We start from the raw sequence: 19,383 nt of genomic DNA, 5'->3' as shown, positions 1-19,383 counted from the left end.
TCGATGCTGCTCAGGTTGCCGTCCCGATTGTGTGGGCAAATGTCAGGATAGATAGAAGCGTATCTTGCTGGCGTTCGAAATAGGGCACGTGGCCGCATTGAGGCAGCCAGACCGTTTGGCAACTGGCTTTGGCGTGCTGCCGAACGAGCTCAATATGCTTCGAGCTGGCGTACTCATCGTCTTCGCCTTGAATCAGCAGTAATGGAACCTCGATACCGCTCAGTAATGGCGTAATATCCCAGTCAGAGAAAGCGGGGGATAACCAGGTGTCGCTCCAGCCGTGAAAGGCGCCATCGACATTGTCGCCATGGTAGCGTTCAAGCCGTTGGCGCAGGTCTCCTTGCTCGAAGCGTCGGGTGGTCGCTCGGATCGCCTCGATGCATCGGTCCTCGGCGAAGACATGGGGAGCCATGGCGACGACACCGCGAATGCGAGGATCGGAGAACTGGGCGGCGTAGGCGAGGGCGATCGTCGCTCCGTCGCTATGACCGACCAGAACGATATCTTCCAACTCCAGTGCGTCTAGAACCAGTCGTAACTCCAGGCAACCCTGGTTTTCGAGGTAATCGGGGGCGCGTGGCAGCGATAGTCGAGAGGAGCGGCCATAGCCTTGACGGCTGTATAGGATCGCTTCCCGGCCTAGCGTCTCGGCGAGCCGTTCGGGGAAACCCTTCCATAGCTCGACGCAGCCGAGGCCTTCGTGCAAGAACACATAGGTCAGGGTGTCATTCAGTGGTGTTCCTGAGCGTGCATATTCAAGGCTGGCGTGGGGCAGTTCGAGAAAGTGGGAAGGCATCGGCACTCCAGACCTGTAACGATTCGATGAACATTCAGGCACATTGACGAAGCCGTTGCTAGTGGAGAATTGGCTGGACTTCTTCGGTGGAAAGCGTCTTCTTCTTTGGTTCAATGCCGCGCTGCACCAGAAGCCCGAATGATAGGCTATGAGCTAAGGCAGCAACGTATTTAGGTTGGGCTTCAAGACACAATGTCGAATGCTTATCGAATTTTTCATGGTGGTTTCGGACGGATCGCCCTGCTGGATATGGACGAGCCGCTGGTGCCGCACGCGCACTCGGAATGTCATGTACTACTCAAGGCGACGGGGCAGAATACATTCTTCTCGGTTCGTGGCCGGCGCCTGCCTCTGACCGATGATACCGCTGTACTGGTGAACGCCTGGGAGCCTCACTATTACGATCATCAGACGGGTGAGTCCGAAAGCGTGATCCTGGCGCTCTATATCGAACCTCGTTGGCTGGCGGCATTGAAGACCGATCTTTCGACCAGTGCGCGCCCCGATTTCTTCTCGCAGCCGTGTATCGAGCTTACGCCACGCATGCGTCGTCAGGCAGATATTCTCATCGACGAGATGATGAGTTTCGGCCCCAAACCGCGGGAAAAAATGGAGAGTATGCTTTTCGATCTCCTTATCTCGATCATGGAGAAGCACTCCGACTGGCATCATCTGGCCCGTTTGAGGGCGGGACTCGCCAATGACTTCTACGATGCCCGTATTCGGCGCGCGACCGGAATCATTCTTGAGGCACCGCTCGGCGAGTTGGATATCGACGCCATCGCCCGCCAGTGTGGTCTGTCACGCGCGCACTTCTATTCGCTATTCAAGAAGACGACCGGCATGACGCCGCAGATGCTGGCCAATATGGGACGGATGCGTTCCGCTTTTCAAGGTCTATCGGATAATCCCCATGGTTCTCTGGGGGAACTCTCATTGGCGTTGGGATTTACCGAACAAGGGCATTTCACGCGGTTCTTCCGTCGCCATATCGGGGCCTCACCCAGCCAGTATCAGCGTGTCATGGACGACTATTCGCGCTGATTGTCACATCGCTCCCCAGCGCCAACATGCTCAAGTTGCCGTACATGAAACTCTCGTGAAGCGCTCGAAGCGGTTGGCCTTCCATCGCGCCGAGGCACATCAGCAGTGGCAGAAAATGTTCCGGTGTCGGGTGGGCGTAACGTGCGTTCGGGGCCGCTGCCTGCCAGTCTTGCATCGCTTTCAGGTCGCCGCGTGCGGCGATGTCGATGACCCAGTCGTGGAATCGCCTGGCCCACGCGTCGGGCGCGTCGTGAACGAAGTGCCGGTCACCGAGATTGTGAGTGGCGGCACCGGAGCCGATCAGCATGAAGTCGTTCTGCTGCGCCCAGCGTCCCAGTGCTGCGGCGATCTCGAGCTGGGCGGGTGTGCTCGTCCGTGTCGGCACGCTGATCGGGATCAACGGAACGTCCGCCTGCGGCCAGAGCAGCGAGAGCGGCGACCAGATGCCGTGATCCAGCGCCCGCTCGGGGTCCAGTTGCGCCTCGATACCCGAGGCGGCGAGTGCTGCCACCAACCGCTCGGCGGTCTCCGGCATGCCGGGGGCCGGGTAACGCATGCGATAAAGCGCGTGGGGGAAGCCGTGGAAGTCGTGCCAGGTTTCGGGCTGCCTGGCGCCGCCGATGACCAGCCCGGGTGTCTCGAAGTGTGCCGAGATCACCAGCGCGCCGGACGGTTTGGGCAAACGCCCGCCCAGTTCCTTCAGGAAGGTGCGTGCCGGATGATCGGCCAGACTGAGGTCGGGGGAGCCGTGAGAGAGATAGAGTACATGGCGCGTGGTCATGATGTCCGTTCCGGAGATAGAGGGGCGTTACGCCGAAGCCTACGCCGCTGGCGCGGCAACACTAGCCGTCACCTGGCGAATGAATGGTTTCCCTATCGTCAATATTGGCCTTTTCCATCGCCGTAGGTTGGAGAGCACGGTAAAGGCTGGTTTACACTATTGACCCAAGCGTCCTCTTCGGGTGGCGCCTCGACCAATCACAGTGGGGATGTTCGGCATGCGTAATGCCATCTATGTCACCTTGGCCGCCATCAGTTTCGCGCTGGGCGTGATCGGTCTTTTCCTGCCGGTGATGCCGACCACGTGTTTCATGCTGGCGGCGGTCTGGCTCGCCTCGCGAGGGTCCCCCCGATTCGCCGGCTGGATTCGCAACCACCCGCGCTTCGGCCCGCCGATCCAATCCTGGGAGCGCGAACGCGCCATCCCCAAGCACGCCAAGATCATGGCCGTGATCATGCTCAGCGTGTCATGTCTGGTCATTGCCTTTACCGTGCCCAGTTGGCCGGTCAAGATCGGCCTGATCGTCGGGCTCGCGGGGCTGGCGATCTGGATCGTGACCCGCCCGCTGCCGAGCCTCCAGTGCCCGGTGCGTGGCGTGTGGTCGGAAGAGGCCCCTGAACGGCGTTGATTCATCGATAGACGCCGCCGTTTCTCTCACCTTGCACTGCCCATGTTCCCGCGCCGCGACATCGATTCGATATCGTTCCGGTGACGTGGGTAGAATGGTTTCCGATTGTCGATCGGCAGGCTTTGTCGACCCATTCGGGTTACTGACTATTGTCACGGGTTCGAGCTGCTGATTCGACCTACTCATTTCTGCAAGGAGCGTTGCCATGTCTGAGATGCAAGCGACCTATCTCAAGGATTATCTGCCGCCGGCGTACCGCGTCACGCACACCGAGCTCACCTTCGATCTCGAGCCGTCCGCAACCCGGGTCAAGGCGCGCTTGCACGTGGAACGCCACCCGGATCGCGAGCCCGATGATAAAGAGACAGGCCTGCCGCTGGAACTGGCCGGCGAGCAGCTCAAGCTGATCAGCATCGCCATCGATGGCCAGACGCTGGAAGCCGGGGAGTTCGAGGTCGGCGAAGACAAGCTGACCGTGACCTCGGTGCCGGCGCGCTTCCGGCTCGATACCGAAGTCGAGATCGATCCCGACGCCAACACCGCGCTGGAAGGGCTCTACCGTTCCAACGGCATGTTCTGCACCCAGTGCGAGCCGGAGGGCTTTCGCCGGATCACCTTCTATCCCGATCGCCCGGATGTGATGGCGACTTTTTCCACGACCGTGATCGGCGACCACGAGTCGCTGCCGGTACTGCTCTCCAACGGCAACCCGGTGGAGAAGGGCGAGTTGCCCAATGGCCGCCACTTCGTGACCTGGGAAGACCCGCATCCCAAGCCCAGCTATCTGTTCGCGCTGGTCGCCGGCAGCCTGGAGAAGGTGGAGGATCACTACACCACCATGAGCGGTCGCGACGTGCTGCTGCAGATCTGGGTCGAGCCGGAAAACCTCGACAAGACCGAGCATGCGATGGCATCGCTCAAGCGCTCCATGCAGTGGGACGAGGAGACCTACGGCCGCGAATACGACCTCGACCGCTTCATGATCGTCGCCGTCAACGACTTCAACATGGGGGCGATGGAGAACAAGGGGCTCAACATCTTCAACTCGGCGGCGGTGCTCACGCATCCGCAGACCGCGACCGATGCGGCCTTCCAGCGCGTCGAGGGTATCGTCGCCCACGAGTACTTCCACAACTGGTCCGGCAATCGCGTCACCTGCCGCGACTGGTTCCAGCTCTCGCTGAAAGAGGGCTTCACCGTGTTCCGCGACCAGACCTTTTCTGCCGACGTCAACTCGGCGCCGGTCAAGCGGATCGAGGACGTCTCGTTCTTCCGCACCGCGCAGTTCGCGGAAGATGCCGGCCCCACCGCGCACCCGATTCGCCCGGATCACTACATCGAGATTTCCAACTTCTACACCCTGACCATCTACGAGAAGGGGGCGGAAGTGGTGCGCATGCTGCGCCACCTGCTGGGTTGGGAAGACTTCCGCCGCGGCAGCGATCTCTATTTCGAACGCTTCGATGGCCAGGCGGTGACGATCGAGGATTTCGTCGCCTGCATGGCGGAAGTCTCCGGGCTGAATCTCGATCAGTTCCTGCGCTGGTACTCTCAGGCGGGGACGCCGGAGATCGATGCCCATGGCGAGTATGACTACGCCAAGTGCGAATACCACCTGCGCCTCTCCCAGCGGACGCCGGCGACACCGGGCCAGACCGAGAAGCTGCCGCTGTACATTCCGGTGCGCATGGGGTTGGTCGGCACCAAGTCCGGCCACGACCTGACCCTGAAGCTGGATAACGGCGGCGAGAGCCCGGACGATCTTGGCAAGGACGGCGTGCTGCATCTGCGTGAAGCGGAGCAGACCTTCGTGTTCACCAATGTCGAAGAGGCGCCGGTGCCGTCGTTGCTGCGCGGATTTTCGGCCCCGGTGAAGCTGCGCTATCCCTATTCGCGGGAAGAGCTGGCGTTTCTGCTGACGCATGATTCCGACGGCTTCAACCGCTGGGATGCCGGCCAGCGGCTGACCATGCTGGCGCTGGACGATCTGATCGCGGCGCATCGAAACGGCGTCGAGAAGGTGATGGACGTGCGTCTGATCGAGGCGTATCGCAGCCTGCTCAACGAACCGGGCGACGACAAGGCGGTGCTGGCGGAGATGCTGACACTGCCGTCCGAAGCCTATATCGCCGAACAGCAGCCGACGGTCGACGTCGATGCGATTCACGCCGCGCGGGAATTCGTGCGCCAGTCGCTGGCCTACCAGCTGCGCGACGAGTTCCTCGCCGTCTATCGCGACAACCTGAGCGACGAGTCCTACGCGCCGACGGCAGAGCAGATCGCCCAGCGTCGTCTCAAGAACGTGGCGCTAGCCTACCTGATGAGTATCGAGGACGACGAGGCCGTCAGCCTGACGCAGCGGCAGTTGGAGCAGAGCGCCAACATGACCGATGTGCGCGCAGCGCTGACGTTGCTGGCGCACAGCGATCGCACCGATCTGGCCGAACCGGCGCTGAAGGCCTTCGGCGACAAGTGGGCTCACGACCCGCTGGTCATGGATCAGTGGTTCACGATTCAGGTCACGCGGCCGCAGGCCGACGTGCTGGAGCGCGTGCGGTTCTTGATGGGGCATCCGCTGTTCTCGATGAAGAATCCCAACAAGGTGCGCGCCCTGATCGGGGCCTTTGCCCAGAATCGGGTCAACTTCCATCGGCTCGACGGGGAAGGATACAAGCTGCTGGCGGATGTGGTGATCGAGCTCAACCGCCTCAATCCGGAGATTGCCGCGCGCATCATCACGCCGCTGACGCGCTGGCAGCGTTTCGACGAGACGCGTCAGGCCCTGATGAAGGCCGAGCTCGAGCGCATTCGCGCCGAGAAGCTCTCGCCCAACGTCTACGAGATGGTCGAGCGGGCGCTGGCGGATGCCTGATCGAGTGATGACGTTCAGGTAGGAACACGAAGTCAGGAAAGCAAAGGCAGAAAAAACGGCCGCGATGGAAATCGCGGCCGTTGTCGTTGCGAATGCCGATCAGGCGTAGTGTACGTACATCGTCTTGCTCTTGACGTAAGCCTCGAGGCCGTATTTGCCGTCTTCGCCGCCGAGGCCGCTATTGCGGTAGCCCTTGTGGAAGCCTTGGACCGATTCGCCGCCGCCGCGGTTGACGTAGATCTCGCCGAAGTCGAGCTCCCGGGTCAGTGCCATCAGCTGCTTCACGTTCTGGGTGAAGACATAGGCAGAAAGACCGTACTCCGAGGCGTTGGCGTACTCCATCGCCTGGTCGAAGCTATCGACCTTCATGATCGGAGCCACCGGGCCGAAGATCTCCTCTTTCATGATGTCCATGTCGTTGTCGACGTTGGTGAGGATCGTCGGAGCGTAGTAGTTGCCCTTGTCGTAATCGCCGCCGGTCAGACGCTTGCCGCCTGTCAGCACCTGCGCGCCCTGGCTCTGGGCGTGCTCGACCATGTCGTGGATCTTGTCGAGTTCGGCGGCGTTGATCTTCGGCCCCATGTCGACATCCTTGTCGGTCAGAGGGTTGCCGACCTTCAGAGCCTCCACGCGCTGCTTGAAACGTTCGAGGAAGCGATCATAGATGCCGGACTGGACGTACATGCGCTCGTTGCAGGTACAGACCTGACCGCAGTTGTTGTAGCGCGAGGCGATGGCGGCGTCCACGGCCGGGTCGAGATCGGCGTCGTCCATGACGATGAACGGCGCCTTGCCGCCCAGCTCGAGTCGCACGATCTTGAGGTGTTCGGCGGCCGCCTTGTTGATCTCGCGGCCGCCGCGCACGCTGCCGGTCATGCTGATCAGTTGGGTGATCGGGCTCTGGATCAGGTAATTGCCGATGTCCCGGCCGCGGCCGTTGACCAGGTTGACCACGCCATCCGGAATGCCGGCCTGACGCGCCAGCTCGACGATCTCCAGCGCGGTCAGTGGTGTCTCCTCGGACGGCTTGAGAACGATCGTGTTCCCTGCTGCCAGGGCCGGGCCGAGCTTGCGACCGATCAGCGCGGCGGGGAAGTTCCAGGCCGTGATGCCGACGACCACGCCATGTGGCACTTTCTGGATCCAGATCTGCTCGTCTGGATCGTCCGCCGGAATGATGTCTCCTTCCAGGCGGCGCGTGTTCTCGGCGGCGAAGCGAATCAGGTCGCAGCACATGCCAACATCCGCGTCGGATTCGGAGAGCGGCTTGCCCTGTTCGGTGGTGATCAACCTAGCCAGGCGATCACGATTCTCCTGGAGGAGATCGACCAGGCGGTAGAGATAGTCGGCGCGTTCCACCGCAGTCTTGCGCGACCAGACGGCAAAAGCCTCTTGTGCCGCCTGCAGAGCCTGATCCGCGAGTTTTTCATCGGCCAACTGCGCTCGGGCGATGACTTCACCGGTCGCCGGGTTCAGAACGTCCAAAAGCTCACCGTCGCCGGTAAGCCACTGGCCACCGATGAACTGGTTGTAGACGTCGACGCCGTTCTGCTGCGATTTGAGTGACTGACTCATGGTGATGTCTCCTTGTCTAACGCGACGACGGATCCTGTCGCCGGTCGGTCACCAATCGATGTGACCTTGTAAATTCAAGGTGGTAGACGAAAGGATGGATGACAAGGAGATCGTGTTGATCTAGCAGGAATAGGCATATCTTCCCGCCAATCGATATAAGCGGGCAGGTACCCGGCTCAGCGAATCAGCCAGCTCAGGATCAGCAGCCCCAGCAGCAGCCAGACGATGCCGCCGACGATGCCGCCGCGAACCAGCGAACGGATGCCGCTGATCAACAGCAGCACGCCTACCACCAGTGCCGCGATGCTGAAGATCGAATCGCTGATGCCGAGCGAGCCGGTCAGGCCGTCGACGAAGCCGTCGATCGCCTGCCAAAGATTGCCGAATATGGCATGCAGGCCGTTGACCACGGTGCGAATGACGTTGCCGATCGCTTCGCCGAGCCAGTTGAAGAATCCATCCATGTCGAGCAGGTTCCTTGGGGCGTAGTGGTTTGGGGAGCCGGTTGGGGGCTCGGGTTTTGAAGATCAGCCAGCGTGTTGCTGATCGCGCAGCCACTGGATCTCTTCGGCCCAGATCTCGGGCTCGATGGTTTCCAGAATCAGCGGGATGCCATCGGTACGGCTGTCGCGCATCAGCGCCGTGAAGGCGGGTAGGCCGATGTTGCCCTTGCCCAGGCTATGGTGGCGATCGACACGACTAGCGAACTCGCTCTTGGCGTCGTTGAGATGCATGCCGCGCAGAAAGCGAATACCCACCACGCGCTCGAAATCGTCGAGCATGGCGACGGCGTCCTCCTCGGTGCGCAGGTCGTAGCCGGCGGCGAAGGCGTGGCAGGTGTCGATGCAGGCGCCGACGCGATCCTTGTCGTCGACCTGTTCGATGATCTCGGCCAGCTGCTCGAAGCGAAAGCCGAGGTTGGAGCCCTGGCCGGCGGTATTCTCGATCACGGCGACGACGGATCGGGTCGCGGCATGGGCCTCGTTGATCGACTCGGCGATCCTTGCGAGGCAGTCGCGCTCGCTGATCTTCTTGAGGTGGCTGCCGGGGTGGAAGTTCAGCAGTTCCAGCCCCAGCTGTTCGCAGCGCTGGCATTCGTCGAGGAACGCCGCGCGGGACTTTTCTAGCCCCTCTTTCTCGGGATGGCCGAGATTGATCAGGTAGCTGTCGTGGGGAAGGATCTGGGCTGGTCCGAAGCCCTGTGCGCGGCAGGCCGCCTTGAACGCCTCGATCGTGGTCTCCTCCAGCGGCTTGGCTTTCCACTGGCGCTGGTTCTTGGTGAACAGCGCGAAGGCATTGGCGCCGATCTCGGTGGCGCGGCTCACGGCCTGATCGACGCCGCCCGCGGCACTGACATGGGCTCCGATGTATTTCATACGATGATCCGATCCTGGGGGATGAGCGCTCGCAGTTTAACAGCCGCCTCGTGGCGGCGTCCCGCGCCAGAGCCGAGGCAAGGAGGAACGGCTTCGGCCGTTCGCTCCAGGAGGGATGATTCGTAAGATCTAGAGAGGGAGGTCATTCGCGAGGGAACGAGACCCCGTCGTTGATCGAGCGCAGGCGGTTCATGGCGTCTTCCCGTGGAAAGGGGGCTTCGCGCGGGGGATCGTAAACCTCGCCATTGGTGCCCTGAACGATCAGTTCAATGGCATAGCAGGCGCCATCCACCACGGCGCGATAACCCTCCACGTTTTGGAAATGACTCATGCCGGCACCGTCGAGGGTGAACCCGGTAAACGTCTGGCCGGCGATCTCGGCTTTCGAGGCCATGGGCTGCGCATTGGCGGGCAGGGTCAGACACCCTTCGACGGCAGCCGGATCGCGACTTGCGCCAAGCCGCCATAGTGCGGTGGTGACGTCGTCGGATTCGGGGAGTTGCAACGTGATCAGGCGCTCGCCGGCCGTGCCGTCAGCCAGTTGCCAATCGCCATTGTCAAAGTAGCTGGAGGCCTGGCCGTCGAGAGCGATCAGCGATGCATCATAGTGAAGCATCAGCGGATAACCCGAGGCGTGAAACGTCTGCTCGTCGATGCTGGCAACGGTGGGCGAGGCATCGTGCTGCTGGCAGGCGCTGAGGGTGACCGGTATGCAGAGCGTGAGTGCGGTCGCGAGGGGGAGTCTGGACATCATGCTCTCCTGCAGGGAATTCGACGATTCAGCGTAGACGACCCGAAGGGGCATCAGTGGCGCGTTCTTCGCCTGTTCACGGTCCTCGTCAGGGAAACTTTCGTGGCGAGTGCCGTGGCGTTAAAGTTGACGAACGAGCTGGCCGATAGCCTGATGGATGGACCGAAGATCGCAAGACCAACAAACGCACGACCTGCTTTCGGAACAAGGAGATTGCGATGGATACCTCAGTCAATGCCGCCGTGGGCGCCGCCCTGGCACTGCAGAACTTCAATCAGAGCCAGGAGGCGCAGGGTAGCCTGCTGAAGCAGTCACTGGATGGGCAAGCCGCTCATATCCAGCAGTTGATGTCCTCCGTGTCGCCTTCGCCGGAGCTTGCGGTTTCCGGCACGCTGGGAACCCAGATCAACGCCTACGCGTGACGATGGGCCGCAACAAGAAATGGCATGCAACGAACGCGCTCCTTGGAGCGCGTTTTTTGACCCGACATTACCGGGCGTTCGGGGCGATCGTGGTGAATGCCGGCTTCAATACCCCAGGCTCGACTTCGGTTTGGGCGTGTTCGGTTTGTAGCGAGAGATCGTCTCGACGGCCGCCTGACGCAGCAGGCTGATATCGATGCCCACGGCGATGAAATCGAACCCCCACTCGGCATAACGCTTGGCATCCGCCTCGGCGGGGGCGAGGATGCCGGCCGCCTTGCCTGCAGCCTTGGTCACGTCCAGCGTGTGGCGAATCATGGCTTGTACGTCCGGGTGATTGGGGTTGCCGGCATGGCCGACGCCGGTAGAGAGATCCACCGGACCCACGAAGATGGCGTCGACACCCTCGGTGGCCGCGATCGCTTCGGCGTTATCGACGCCAGCGCGGGATTCCACCTGTACCACGAGGCAGAGCTCTTCATGGGCGCGGGCCAGGTAGTCTTCCACGCTATCCCAGCGAGTGGCTCGGGTCAGGCCGCCACCGACGCCTCGGAATCCGTGGGGCGGGTAGCGTGTCGCTGCCACCAGCCTGGCTGCCTGCTCGGCGGTATCGACCATCGGAATCATCAGCGTCTGGGCGCCGATATCGAGCAGCTGCTTGATGAGCGCCGGGTTGTGATTGACGGTACGAACGACCGGCGCGCTGGCGTAAGGCGCCACGGCCTGCAGCTGTGCCAGAACGGAAGGCACGGTGTTGGGAGCATGCTCGCCGTCGATCAGCAACCAGTCGAAGCCGGTCGTGGCCAGAATTTCGGTGGCGTAGCCGGTGCCGAATCCGGCCCAGCAGCCATAACGCGGATTGCCGTCGAGCGAGCGTTTGAAGGGGTTCTGTGGGAGTTGCATGGCTGTGGCTTCCTTATCGTCGCCGAGGGAAAAATATAGCCGCCGTGGGAAAGATAGCCCGGGCGGAATGAAACGAGCCGGGGCAATTACTGCTCCGGCCCGATCGGGATCAACGCTTGTTGCAGGATTGGCGGCCTAGTTCGTCAGGCCCATCTCGCCCATGATCTTGCCGAACTTTTCGTCATCCTCGGCCATCAGCTGGGCGAAGTCATCGGCATCTCGCCACACCACGCCGTAGCCTTGCTTGGCCATGAAGTTCTGATAGGCCTCGCTGTCGTAGGCTTTCTTGAGGGCATCTTCCAGCGTTGCCACGACATTCTCGTCCATCCCTTTGGGGCCGACGATGCCGCGCCACGCCCCCAGCGTGAAGTCGCTGCCGATCTGCTCCTTGAAGGTGGGAATGTCGGGAAAGCCTTCGAGTCTTTCCGGCGTCATGACGCCGAGGCTCTCGAGCTCTCCTGCGTCGATCATCGATCTCGCCTCGGGGAGCGAGGAGGCCACCAGATCGATGCTGTTGGAAGCCAGCTCGGTCATGGCCGGCGCCGAGCCCTGGCTGGGAACCCAGGTGATCTTGCCGGCCGGAATGTCCTGGTCCATCAGGAAGCCGTTGAGCGCGACGTGCCAGATGCCGCCGAGGCCTGTGCCGGATGCGGTATAGATGCCCTGGGGCTCGTTCTTGACCTGGGTCACGAAGTCTTCGAGGTTCTTGAAAGGGGAGTCGTCGGCGATCGAGAGGCTGGCGGAGTCGAAATTGATCTGCGCGATCGGGGTGAAGTCCTGGTAGGTGAGATCGGTGAGCCCTTGCCAATGCATCATGGCGACTTCGACGGTGGCCAGGCCCAGGGTGTAACCGTCCGGCTTGGCATTGGCGATCGCGGTATGGCCGACGACGCCGCTGCCACCGGTACGATTCTGAACGTTGATCGTCTGGCCCAACTGTTCCTCGAGCGAGGAGGCGATGATACGGGCCGTGGCATCGGTACCACCGCCGGCTGCCCAGGGCACGATCAGCGTGATCGGCTTTTCGGGGTAGTCGGCCAGCGCCAGCGGCGAAGCCAGCACGGCGGCGGACAGCAACAGACTCAGGCGACGGGGAGCCCTTGATCGTTTCATGATGACCTCGCTTGGCGTACTTGTTATTTCCAAGATGAACTTTGCATGCAAAGTCTTAGCAAGGTGTCGTCTTCGCTACAATTGCGCAATCGTCTAATGGCGTGGCGATGAGTTTCTCAGGCCGTGGCGATGAAAGCCTCAGGCCGTGGCGATGAAAGCCTCAGGCCGTGGCGATGAAAGCCTCAGGTCGTGGCGACGAGGTCGGTGGGGACGGGGCGATTCTCGAACACGCGACGCAGCACGAAGCTGGTATGCGCGCCGGTGACGCCCTCGATGCGGTTGATGACGTGCAGGAGAAGGTGCTGATAGTCGTCCATGTCGCGAACCAGGATCTTGAGCTGAAAATCCGCGGCCTGGCCGGTGATGATCAGGCACTCGATGACGTTGGGGACGTCTCGAATGTGGCGCTCGAAATTATCGAAGCGTTCCGGCGTGTGAAGGTCCATCGAGATATGCAGCAGTGCCATGAGCTGGTAGCCGAGAGGGCGCGCATCGATATCGGCGCGGTATCTTACGATCAGGCCGCTCTCTTCCAACGCTCTGACGCGTCTGAGACAGGGCGAGGGTGACAGGCCGATACGGTCGGCCAGCTCCTGGTTGCTGATACGTCCCTCTTGCTGCAGGACTTCGAGTATGCGCCGGTCATATCGGTCCAGCGCCAGGGGTGTGGGCTGATTCATGGATAGTTCCTGCCTATATTTTCAGTATTTCAGCAATATCATGCCAATATACTTCGTTTTCTACCTTCATTCGCAATAAACTGTCGCGGAAAACGTTTTACACTGTTGCTGTCGTCAAATTCTGTCGCCACAAGCTGCGGATGCGTCCGCATGGCACACCCCGCCATGCGGCACGATGACCGGACCGCCATCAGCGGTCGGAACGCACCGAATTCTTCACCTTCAGGAATTTCACCATGTCTGCTTTCGATCATCGCGCCTTTGACCATAGAAAATACCGCCCGGCGCCTCGTGTGCCCGCCTTCGATCGCCAATGGCCGGATCGTGATCTCGATCACGCGCCGATCTGGGTGAGTGAAGACCTGCGCGATGGCAACCAGGCGCTACTGGAGCCGATGAGCGTCGAGCAGAAGAAGCGCTTCTGGCACCAGATCGTCAAGGTGGGCATCAAGGAGGTGATGGTCGGGTTTCCGTCGGCGAGCCAGCCGGACTACGATTTCGTGCGCTGGTTGATCGAGGAAGAGCAGATCCCTGAGGACGTGACCATCGCCGTGCTGGTGCAGTGCCGCGAGCATCTGATCGAGAAGACCTTCGAGTCCCTCGTCGGCGCCAAGCGGGCCATCGTGCACCTGTACAACTCTACATCGACCGTCCAGCGCGAGCGGGTGTTCGAGATGGATCGCGATGGCATCGTCGATATTGCGGTGCAGGGCGCCACCTGGGTCAAGACCTATTCCGAGCGCTATCCGGAAGTGGAGTGGCGTTTCGAATACACCCCGGAGAGCTTCTCCAGCACGGAAATCGATTTTTCGTTGCGGATCTGCGAAGCGGTCATGGATGTGTGGCAGCCCACCCCGGACAACAAGTGCATCCTCAACCTGCCGACCACGGTCGAGGTGGCGGGTCCGCACCACCATGCCGATCAGATCGAGTACTTCTGCCAGCACATCAAGAACCGCGACAGCGTGATCATATCCGTTCACACGCACAACGATCGTGGCGGGGCGGTCGCCTCCGCGGAGCTGGCGCTGCTGGCCGGCGCCGAGCGTGTCGAAGGTACGCTGCTGGGCAACGGCGAGCGCACCGGCAACATGGACATCGTCACGCTGGCAATGAACCTCTACAGCCAGGGCGTCGACCCTGAGCTCGACCTGTCGCGGCCGGACGAGATCATCGAGGTGGTCAACGAATGCACCAACATTCCGATCCATCCCCGTCATCCGTGGGTCGGCGAGATGGTCTACACCGCCTTCTCGGGCAGCCACCAGGATGCGATCCGCAAGTCGCTCAAGAAACAGCAGCCGGACGAGCCGTGGCAGGTCGCCTATCTGCCGATCGATCCGCGCGATATCGGCCGCGACTATCAGGCGGTGATCCGCGTCAACAGTCAGTCCGGCAAGGGCGGCATGGCGTTTCTGCTCGAGCGTGATTACGGCATCAGCCTGCCGCGCTGGATGATGCTGGCGCTGGCACCCCATGTGCAGCAGGAGAGCGAGAAGCGGGCCAGCGAGCTGTCCAGCGAGGTGGTTCGCCAGGTGATGTTCGATCGTTTCACCAGCGAGACGCCGCTGTCGCTGGCGGACTATCGGCTGTCGAAGGGCCAGGACGAAGGCATCGACGTGACCCTGTGGCAGGGCGCCGAGACGCTCCGTCTTTCGGGCAAGGGTAACGGCGCCATGTCTTCCTTCACCGATGCGTGGCAAAAGCATTCCGGTGTCAGCGTCGGGATCATCGACTATGCGGAACATTCGTTGGGCGGCGACAGCGAGGCCAATGCCATCGCCTTCGTCCAGCTCAATGTCGACGGGCAGCGTGTCTGCGCCGTGGCGGAGGACAGCGATACCGTCAGTGCCTCGCTCAAGGCCGTGATCGCCGGGATCAACCTGGCGGCCAGGGAGGCCGAGCCGAACAAGGCTGACGAGATGGAGCGGGAAGTCTAGACGTTCTCGATGACTGTCCGACAAGCGGACGGGGCGCCTTATCGGCGCCCCGTTTCATTGGAGCCAGTTCGCTGAAGTGACGAGCTTCAACGATAACTGACGGGCAACAGGTACCGAAGGTCGTTGGTCAAGGGTAGCGAGAAGCTCGTTGCGCCGAGAATGGTCCGGTTGGCGATCTTCACCAGACGCACGTTGATGAACACCTGATTCTGGGCCTGGGCGTAGGTGCCGACCAGTACGGTGTCCGCATTGTAATCCTGTCCCAGACGCTGAACGTTGCGCGAGAGGATCAGCTCGCCCGTGTTTTCCTCGATGTACAGGCTGTCGCGTAACTTCACCTCGACCACGTTGAGCCCGGCCTGCACCAATCTGGACGTGAAAGCCTCGCTCAGCGTGCGGCCAAGCGTCGAGGACTGTCCGAGCTGGTCCACGTTGACGAGCGTCGTGGCGATGATCGGTTGCTGGGTGTCGATGCGGTCTCGGGCGCTGGCGATCAGCTCGCCGGCTGCATCGTCTATGCGTTCCAGCGTGGTGGCTTCTCGAGGAGACGCGGTGGTATCCAGCAGCGAGCAACTCGCCAGCAGCAGCGGCATCAGCAGCAGCGCCACCAGGTTTGCGGTCTTTTTCAAAGTCATGTCTGCGCTTTCTATCCGTTTACCAGTCTGAAGATACCGCCAGGCGGCCCCGTTCTCGGTCGTACTGACCGCTGTCGCCGCCGCTGATGTAGTAGAGGTTCGACGAGGAGTACACCAGCGTGTCGTATTCGTCGGCGGATACCGTGATGATGACTTCGTGGTTCGTCTCCGAGGTCCAGCTGCCGCTGAAGACATCGGCGACCGCCGCCGCGGGAATCAGCCCCAGCGCCGGTTCGGCCCAGTGATTGTAGGGAATGGTGGCGACGGCAATGCCGGCCGCCAGTGCGGTCAGCGCACCTTGAGGCGCGCGTATGGCCGTACGGTCGCGGTGGCGGATCACCTGGACATCGAAGTCGATCTCGACGGCGGCCTCCGGCCGGGTCTTCACGATGGCGCCGCGGCTGACCAGTTCGCTGGTCAGCAGGGCGCGGAAGCCCTCCGCGAACGCGGTCGTCGGCATTTCGGGAGCGATGTAGAGAGCTTTCTGTCTGAGCCTTCGGTCCGAAAGAATCGCGCTGGCTTCATGCTCGGCGAGCACTTCCCAATGGTGAGCCGCCTGCATGCGTTGCTGCTCGCTGATGGGGTAAGTGGTGGCGATGGGGGCTTGCGACGTGTTGACGCCGAAGCAGCCGGAGAGCGTCGCCGCACCCAACACGACCGCCCAGGTCTTGAATGACATGGAGATAAGGTTCCCGTTCGATAATCTTGTCTCGATGCGGACTCGAGAGTGTATTACCAGTATCGGCGAGTTGTCGGGGTGACTTGAGGAGGGAGGCCTGGCGGCTGGCAGCGGGCGCCGCTGTGACGCCCGCTGGTGGCTCAGTTGTCGCTATCGCTGCGGATCTGGGCGTGGCTGATCAGGGCGAAGATGAAGGTGCCGCCGACGACATTGCCGAGCAGGGTGGGCAGGCCGAATCGGAACAGGTATTCGGTCCATGCGGCGTGACCGGAGAAGACCAGGTACATCACCTCGGTCGAACCGACGATGATATGGGTGAATTCGCCGATCGCGACGAGGTAGGTCACGATCAGAATGACCCAGATCTTGGCGCTGCCCGCGCTCGGCAACAGCCATACCATGGTCGCGATCATCCAGCCGGCGACGATGCCCTTGGCGAACATCTGCATCGGGGTGTTCACGAGGATGTGTTCCCCCAGCGCCAGAAAGGCTTCGTGAGTCTGGGTCGAGAAGATCGGCAGGGCCAGAATCGCCCAGGCCGAGACGGCCACGCCGACCAGATTGCCGACCAGCACCACGCCCCAGAGGCGAAGCAGACACAGAAATTTGCCGAACCGGGGCTGGCTCATCACGGGTAGCACTGCGGTGACGGTGTTCTCGGTGAAGAGCTGCTGTCGAGCCATGATCACGACCAGAAACCCTACCGTGTAGCCCAGCGATTCCACCAGGAATCCGACGTCGTTGTCCGGGAGATGCGCATGCAGCAGGCCTTTCGCCAGCATCGAAAAACTCATCGAGAGGCCAGCGGCGATGGCGGACCATAGCAGCGCTGACATCGTACGGCTCAGCTCCTTTTCGCCCTCCTCGCGGATGAACTCATGGACGGCAGCGGCTTTTGAAGGCAGCTCTTCCCCGTTGAGATGAAGGTCGTGTTCTTCATCGCCTTCCGCGACACGGCTGGGTGGCGTGAGGTCGTGATGTTTGGTCAAGCGTGCGTTCCTCTCGGTAGCGGGAAAAGACGCGCTGGACAGGCAAAACTGCCCTCAGGTTTCCCTGCGACAGCTGGTGGCAAGCGCTATGCTGAAACGATAGTCGTAAACGAACCAGGGAGATAGCCAGGGATGTCGCCGGAATCGTGGACGATGCTGACTCATTTGGGAATAGCCTGGTTGGCCGGAAGTCTGATCGGCCTGGAACGAACTTTTCACGGGCGTCCTGCGGGATTTCGCACGCATGCGCTGGTCTGTGTCTCTTCGGCGCTGTTGATGATGGTCACGATGTATCAGTGGCAGTGGCTGGGCACGGAGGTGCCGGAAGCCACGATCCGTACGGATCCCACGCGAATGGCTCAGGGCATCATGACGGGGATCGGCTTTCTGGGTGCCGGGGTGATTTTCAAGGAAGGCCTGACGGTTCGAGGGCTGACCACGGCCGCCTCGATCTGGATAACCTCGGCGCTGGGCATACTGTACGGTATCGGATTTCTGTTCCCGGCGGTATTGGCAACCGTCGTCACCTTGTTGACGCTCTCGCTGTTTCGCGTGGTTGAAGGGCGCATGCCGAGCCGGATTTTCGCGCGTTGCATCCTGCGCTTCGATAGCCGGGCCGTGATGGCCGAAGCGCAGATCCATGATTTGATGGCTTCGCATCGGTTTCGGGTGGAGAGCTTGAGCTATCGCACACGCGACGAAGGCCGTCAGTTCGAATACCGCATGGTATTGCGAACTCACGATCGCAAGTACATTCCGCCGCTGGCCGCCGATCTGCGTGACGACGCTCGCCTGCTGGAGTTTCAACTTTCCCCTACGGGTGATTGATGCGGGAATGGTTGTCATTCCCTTGCCAGCCGATAGAGTAGGCGCTCTTGAAATGGCGGCGAGGCAGTGATGCAGGTACGTGAGGGACGTCCAGCTTTCTGGTTATTGATGGGCGCAGTCATGCTGTCGCCCCTGGCGATCGATATCTATCTGCCGGCGCTGACGGCCATGGCCGATGTGTTCGAACGGCCATACGCTGCGCTGCAATTGACCATCACCCTGTTCCTGATGAGTGTTGGCGTGGGCCAGGTTCTGGTCGGGCCGTTGACCGATCGCTTCGGTCGCCGTCCGGTGCTGTTGGGCGGTGTTGCCATCTATATGCTGGCCGCCGTCATCGGCATGACGGCTGTCTCGCTCGAGATGCTCTACGTGTCGCGCATTCTCCAAGGCCTGGGGGCCTGCGCATCCGTGACCGTCGCCTTCGCCGCCGTTCGCGACAGCTACACGCCGACCCAGGGCGCCAAGCTCTACAGTTATCTCAATGGCTCGCTGACGCTGGTGCCGTCATTGGCCCCGGTATTGGGCGGGGCGCTGACCGTGGCGCTGGGGTGGCGCAGCAATTTCGCCTTCATGACCGCCTTCGCGGGCATGCTGTGGCTGAGCGCGTATTGGCGTTTCGGCGAGACACGGCCAGCGGAGACGCCGATCGAAAAGCGGCTCTATCGTTGGTCCCGTTATCGTCCGGTGCTTTTCCACCGGCGGTTTCTCTACTACGCCATGCTCGTCAGCACGATGATGGCGGCCATTCTGGTCTATGTATCGGCGGCTCCGGTGGTCATGATGGATCGCCTAGGCCAGCCGGAGTGGATCTTCAGCCTGTGGTTCGGGGGCAACGCCTTGGTCAGCACGGTAGCCTTCTTCATCGTGCCGAGACTGATGGCCCGGTGGGGGAGACGGTCGACCGTGCAGCGGGGGCTGCTCGTCGTCATTGGCGGGGGCTTCTTGATCGCCTGCCTCTACTGGGCCGTGCCGGTATCGGTAATCACCTTCATGGGGCCGGTGGCGATGCTCTCGATCGGTTTCTCGATGGTGCTGGGGTCGGCTGCGAGCCTGGCACTGGAGCCGTTCCCGGAGCGCGCGGGAACCGCGGCGGCCTTGCTGGGCGCGATTCAACTGGGCGGCGGCGCCACGCTGGCGACCCTGCTGTTGATGACGCCGCTGGCACCGCAGTCGTCGCTGGCACTGATCTGCTGTGGCGGCGGGCTCGTGATGTGGGCCTTGGCAAGACGACAGGCCGAGCGCTCTGATTCCGGCGAATGATCGTGGTGGTGGAGCGATTTCCCGAGACCGTTGTCACAGCCATGCCGTCTCGTGTTCAGCTCGCCCGGTTCGTGTGCGTTGCGATGGCCTGGAAGGTTGCGGTATCGAGTC

Annotated in this window: 19 protein-coding genes; 7 read left to right on the top strand and 12 right to left on the bottom strand. The window is 61.6% G+C overall.

What is annotated here, in order from left to right:
* Positions 1 to 10: 10 nt before the first annotated feature.
* Positions 11 to 796: an alpha/beta hydrolase gene (locus tag R5R73_RS12245; protein ID WP_322527670.1), complete on the bottom strand. Its 786-nt coding sequence runs from the start codon at positions 794 to 796 to the stop codon at positions 11 to 13.
* A 192-nt stretch (positions 797 to 988) separates the two neighbouring features.
* Here R5R73_RS12245 and R5R73_RS12240 point away from each other — a divergent pair, with 192 nt between their 5' ends.
* The gene (locus R5R73_RS12240) at positions 989 to 1,840 is read left to right on the top strand and encodes an AraC family transcriptional regulator (protein ID WP_322527669.1); all 852 of its coding nucleotides are present in this window, start codon (positions 989 to 991) and stop codon (positions 1,838 to 1,840) included.
* Here the strand turns inward: R5R73_RS12240 and R5R73_RS12235 are convergent.
* Positions 1,818 to 2,621 (bottom strand): class III extradiol ring-cleavage dioxygenase, encoded by an 804-nt coding sequence (locus R5R73_RS12235; RefSeq protein ID WP_322527668.1) that lies wholly within the window; start codon positions 2,619 to 2,621, stop codon positions 1,818 to 1,820. The genes R5R73_RS12240 and R5R73_RS12235 overlap by 23 nt on opposite strands.
* Positions 2,622 to 2,838: 217 nt before the next feature.
* Between R5R73_RS12235 and R5R73_RS12230 the strand changes: the two genes are divergently transcribed.
* Together R5R73_RS12230 and pepN are read left to right on the top strand one after the other, a co-directional pair.
* Complete coding sequence (locus R5R73_RS12230; RefSeq protein ID WP_306298797.1) at positions 2,839 to 3,249, top strand: YbaN family protein; 411 nt, start codon at positions 2,839 to 2,841, stop codon at positions 3,247 to 3,249.
* 205 nt (positions 3,250 to 3,454) lie between these two features.
* Positions 3,455 to 6,121, top strand: coding sequence for an aminopeptidase N (gene pepN / locus R5R73_RS12225; protein ID WP_322527667.1), 2,667 nt, complete (start codon positions 3,455 to 3,457; stop codon positions 6,119 to 6,121).
* Positions 6,122 to 6,220: 99 nt separating this feature from the next.
* On the opposite strand, the gene aldA is transcribed toward pepN, so the two are convergent.
* The 4 genes from aldA to R5R73_RS12205 form a co-directional block, all read right to left on the bottom strand.
* Entirely contained in the window at positions 6,221 to 7,696 is a 1,476-nt protein-coding gene (gene aldA / locus R5R73_RS12220) for an aldehyde dehydrogenase (RefSeq protein WP_322527666.1), read from the bottom strand.
* Positions 7,697 to 7,872: 176 nt separating this feature from the next.
* Entirely contained in the window at positions 7,873 to 8,160 is a 288-nt protein-coding gene (locus tag R5R73_RS12215; RefSeq protein WP_322527665.1) for a hypothetical protein, read from the bottom strand.
* Positions 8,161 to 8,223: 63 nt separating this feature from the next.
* Positions 8,224 to 9,072, bottom strand: coding sequence for a deoxyribonuclease IV (gene nfo, locus R5R73_RS12210; protein WP_322527664.1), 849 nt, complete (start codon positions 9,070 to 9,072; stop codon positions 8,224 to 8,226).
* A 142-nt stretch (positions 9,073 to 9,214) separates the two neighbouring features.
* Entirely contained in the window at positions 9,215 to 9,823 is a 609-nt protein-coding gene (locus R5R73_RS12205; RefSeq protein ID WP_322527663.1) for a hypothetical protein, read from the bottom strand.
* Positions 9,824 to 10,041: 218 nt separating this feature from the next.
* Between R5R73_RS12205 and R5R73_RS12200 the strand changes: the two genes are divergently transcribed.
* Entirely contained in the window at positions 10,042 to 10,245 is a 204-nt protein-coding gene (locus tag R5R73_RS12200) for a putative motility protein (protein WP_071232100.1), read from the top strand.
* Positions 10,246 to 10,350: 105 nt separating this feature from the next.
* On the opposite strand, the gene R5R73_RS12195 is transcribed toward R5R73_RS12200, so the two are convergent.
* From R5R73_RS12195 to R5R73_RS12185, 3 genes are all read right to left on the bottom strand, one after another.
* Entirely contained in the window at positions 10,351 to 11,148 is a 798-nt protein-coding gene (locus R5R73_RS12195) for an HpcH/HpaI aldolase/citrate lyase family protein (protein ID WP_322527662.1), read from the bottom strand.
* 135 nt (positions 11,149 to 11,283) lie between these two features.
* Positions 11,284 to 12,261, bottom strand: coding sequence for a tripartite tricarboxylate transporter substrate binding protein (locus tag R5R73_RS12190; RefSeq protein ID WP_322527661.1), 978 nt, complete (start codon positions 12,259 to 12,261; stop codon positions 11,284 to 11,286).
* 182 nt (positions 12,262 to 12,443) lie between these two features.
* Positions 12,444 to 12,941 (bottom strand): Lrp/AsnC family transcriptional regulator, encoded by a 498-nt coding sequence (locus tag R5R73_RS12185; protein WP_322527660.1) that lies wholly within the window; start codon positions 12,939 to 12,941, stop codon positions 12,444 to 12,446.
* Positions 12,942 to 13,177: 236 nt separating this feature from the next.
* Between R5R73_RS12185 and R5R73_RS12180 the strand changes: the two genes are divergently transcribed.
* The gene (locus tag R5R73_RS12180) at positions 13,178 to 14,881 is read left to right on the top strand and encodes a 2-isopropylmalate synthase (protein WP_322527659.1); all 1,704 of its coding nucleotides are present in this window, start codon (positions 13,178 to 13,180) and stop codon (positions 14,879 to 14,881) included.
* A gap of 86 nt (positions 14,882 to 14,967) precedes the next feature.
* On the opposite strand, the gene R5R73_RS12175 is transcribed toward R5R73_RS12180, so the two are convergent.
* The 3 genes from R5R73_RS12175 to R5R73_RS12165 all read right to left on the bottom strand — a co-directional run bounded on the left by R5R73_RS12175 (position 14,968) and on the right by R5R73_RS12165 (position 17,184).
* Entirely contained in the window at positions 14,968 to 15,516 is a 549-nt protein-coding gene (locus tag R5R73_RS12175; protein WP_322527658.1) for a FlgO family outer membrane protein, read from the bottom strand.
* Positions 15,517 to 15,535: 19 nt separating this feature from the next.
* Complete coding sequence (locus R5R73_RS12170; protein ID WP_071232106.1) at positions 15,536 to 16,195, bottom strand: hypothetical protein; 660 nt, start codon at positions 16,193 to 16,195, stop codon at positions 15,536 to 15,538.
* A gap of 140 nt (positions 16,196 to 16,335) precedes the next feature.
* The gene (locus R5R73_RS12165) at positions 16,336 to 17,184 is read right to left on the bottom strand and encodes a formate/nitrite transporter family protein (RefSeq protein WP_071232107.1); all 849 of its coding nucleotides are present in this window, start codon (positions 17,182 to 17,184) and stop codon (positions 16,336 to 16,338) included.
* Between the two features lie 153 nt (positions 17,185 to 17,337).
* Between R5R73_RS12165 and R5R73_RS12160 the strand changes: the two genes are divergently transcribed.
* Entirely contained in the window at positions 17,338 to 18,012 is a 675-nt protein-coding gene (locus R5R73_RS12160) for an MgtC/SapB family protein (protein ID WP_244179891.1), read from the top strand.
* 69 nt (positions 18,013 to 18,081) lie between these two features.
* Positions 18,082 to 19,272: a multidrug effflux MFS transporter gene (locus R5R73_RS12155; protein WP_071232109.1), complete on the top strand. Its 1,191-nt coding sequence runs from the start codon at positions 18,082 to 18,084 to the stop codon at positions 19,270 to 19,272.
* The last annotated feature ends 111 nt before the right edge of the window (positions 19,273 to 19,383 follow it).

The sequence above is a fragment of the Salinicola sp. LHM genome (assembly GCF_034479735.1).
Lineage (GTDB): Bacteria > Pseudomonadota > Gammaproteobacteria > Pseudomonadales > Halomonadaceae > Salinicola > Salinicola salarius.
Note: the sequence above shows the minus strand (reverse complement) of the source record. Positions and strands in the feature narration are given on the sequence as shown.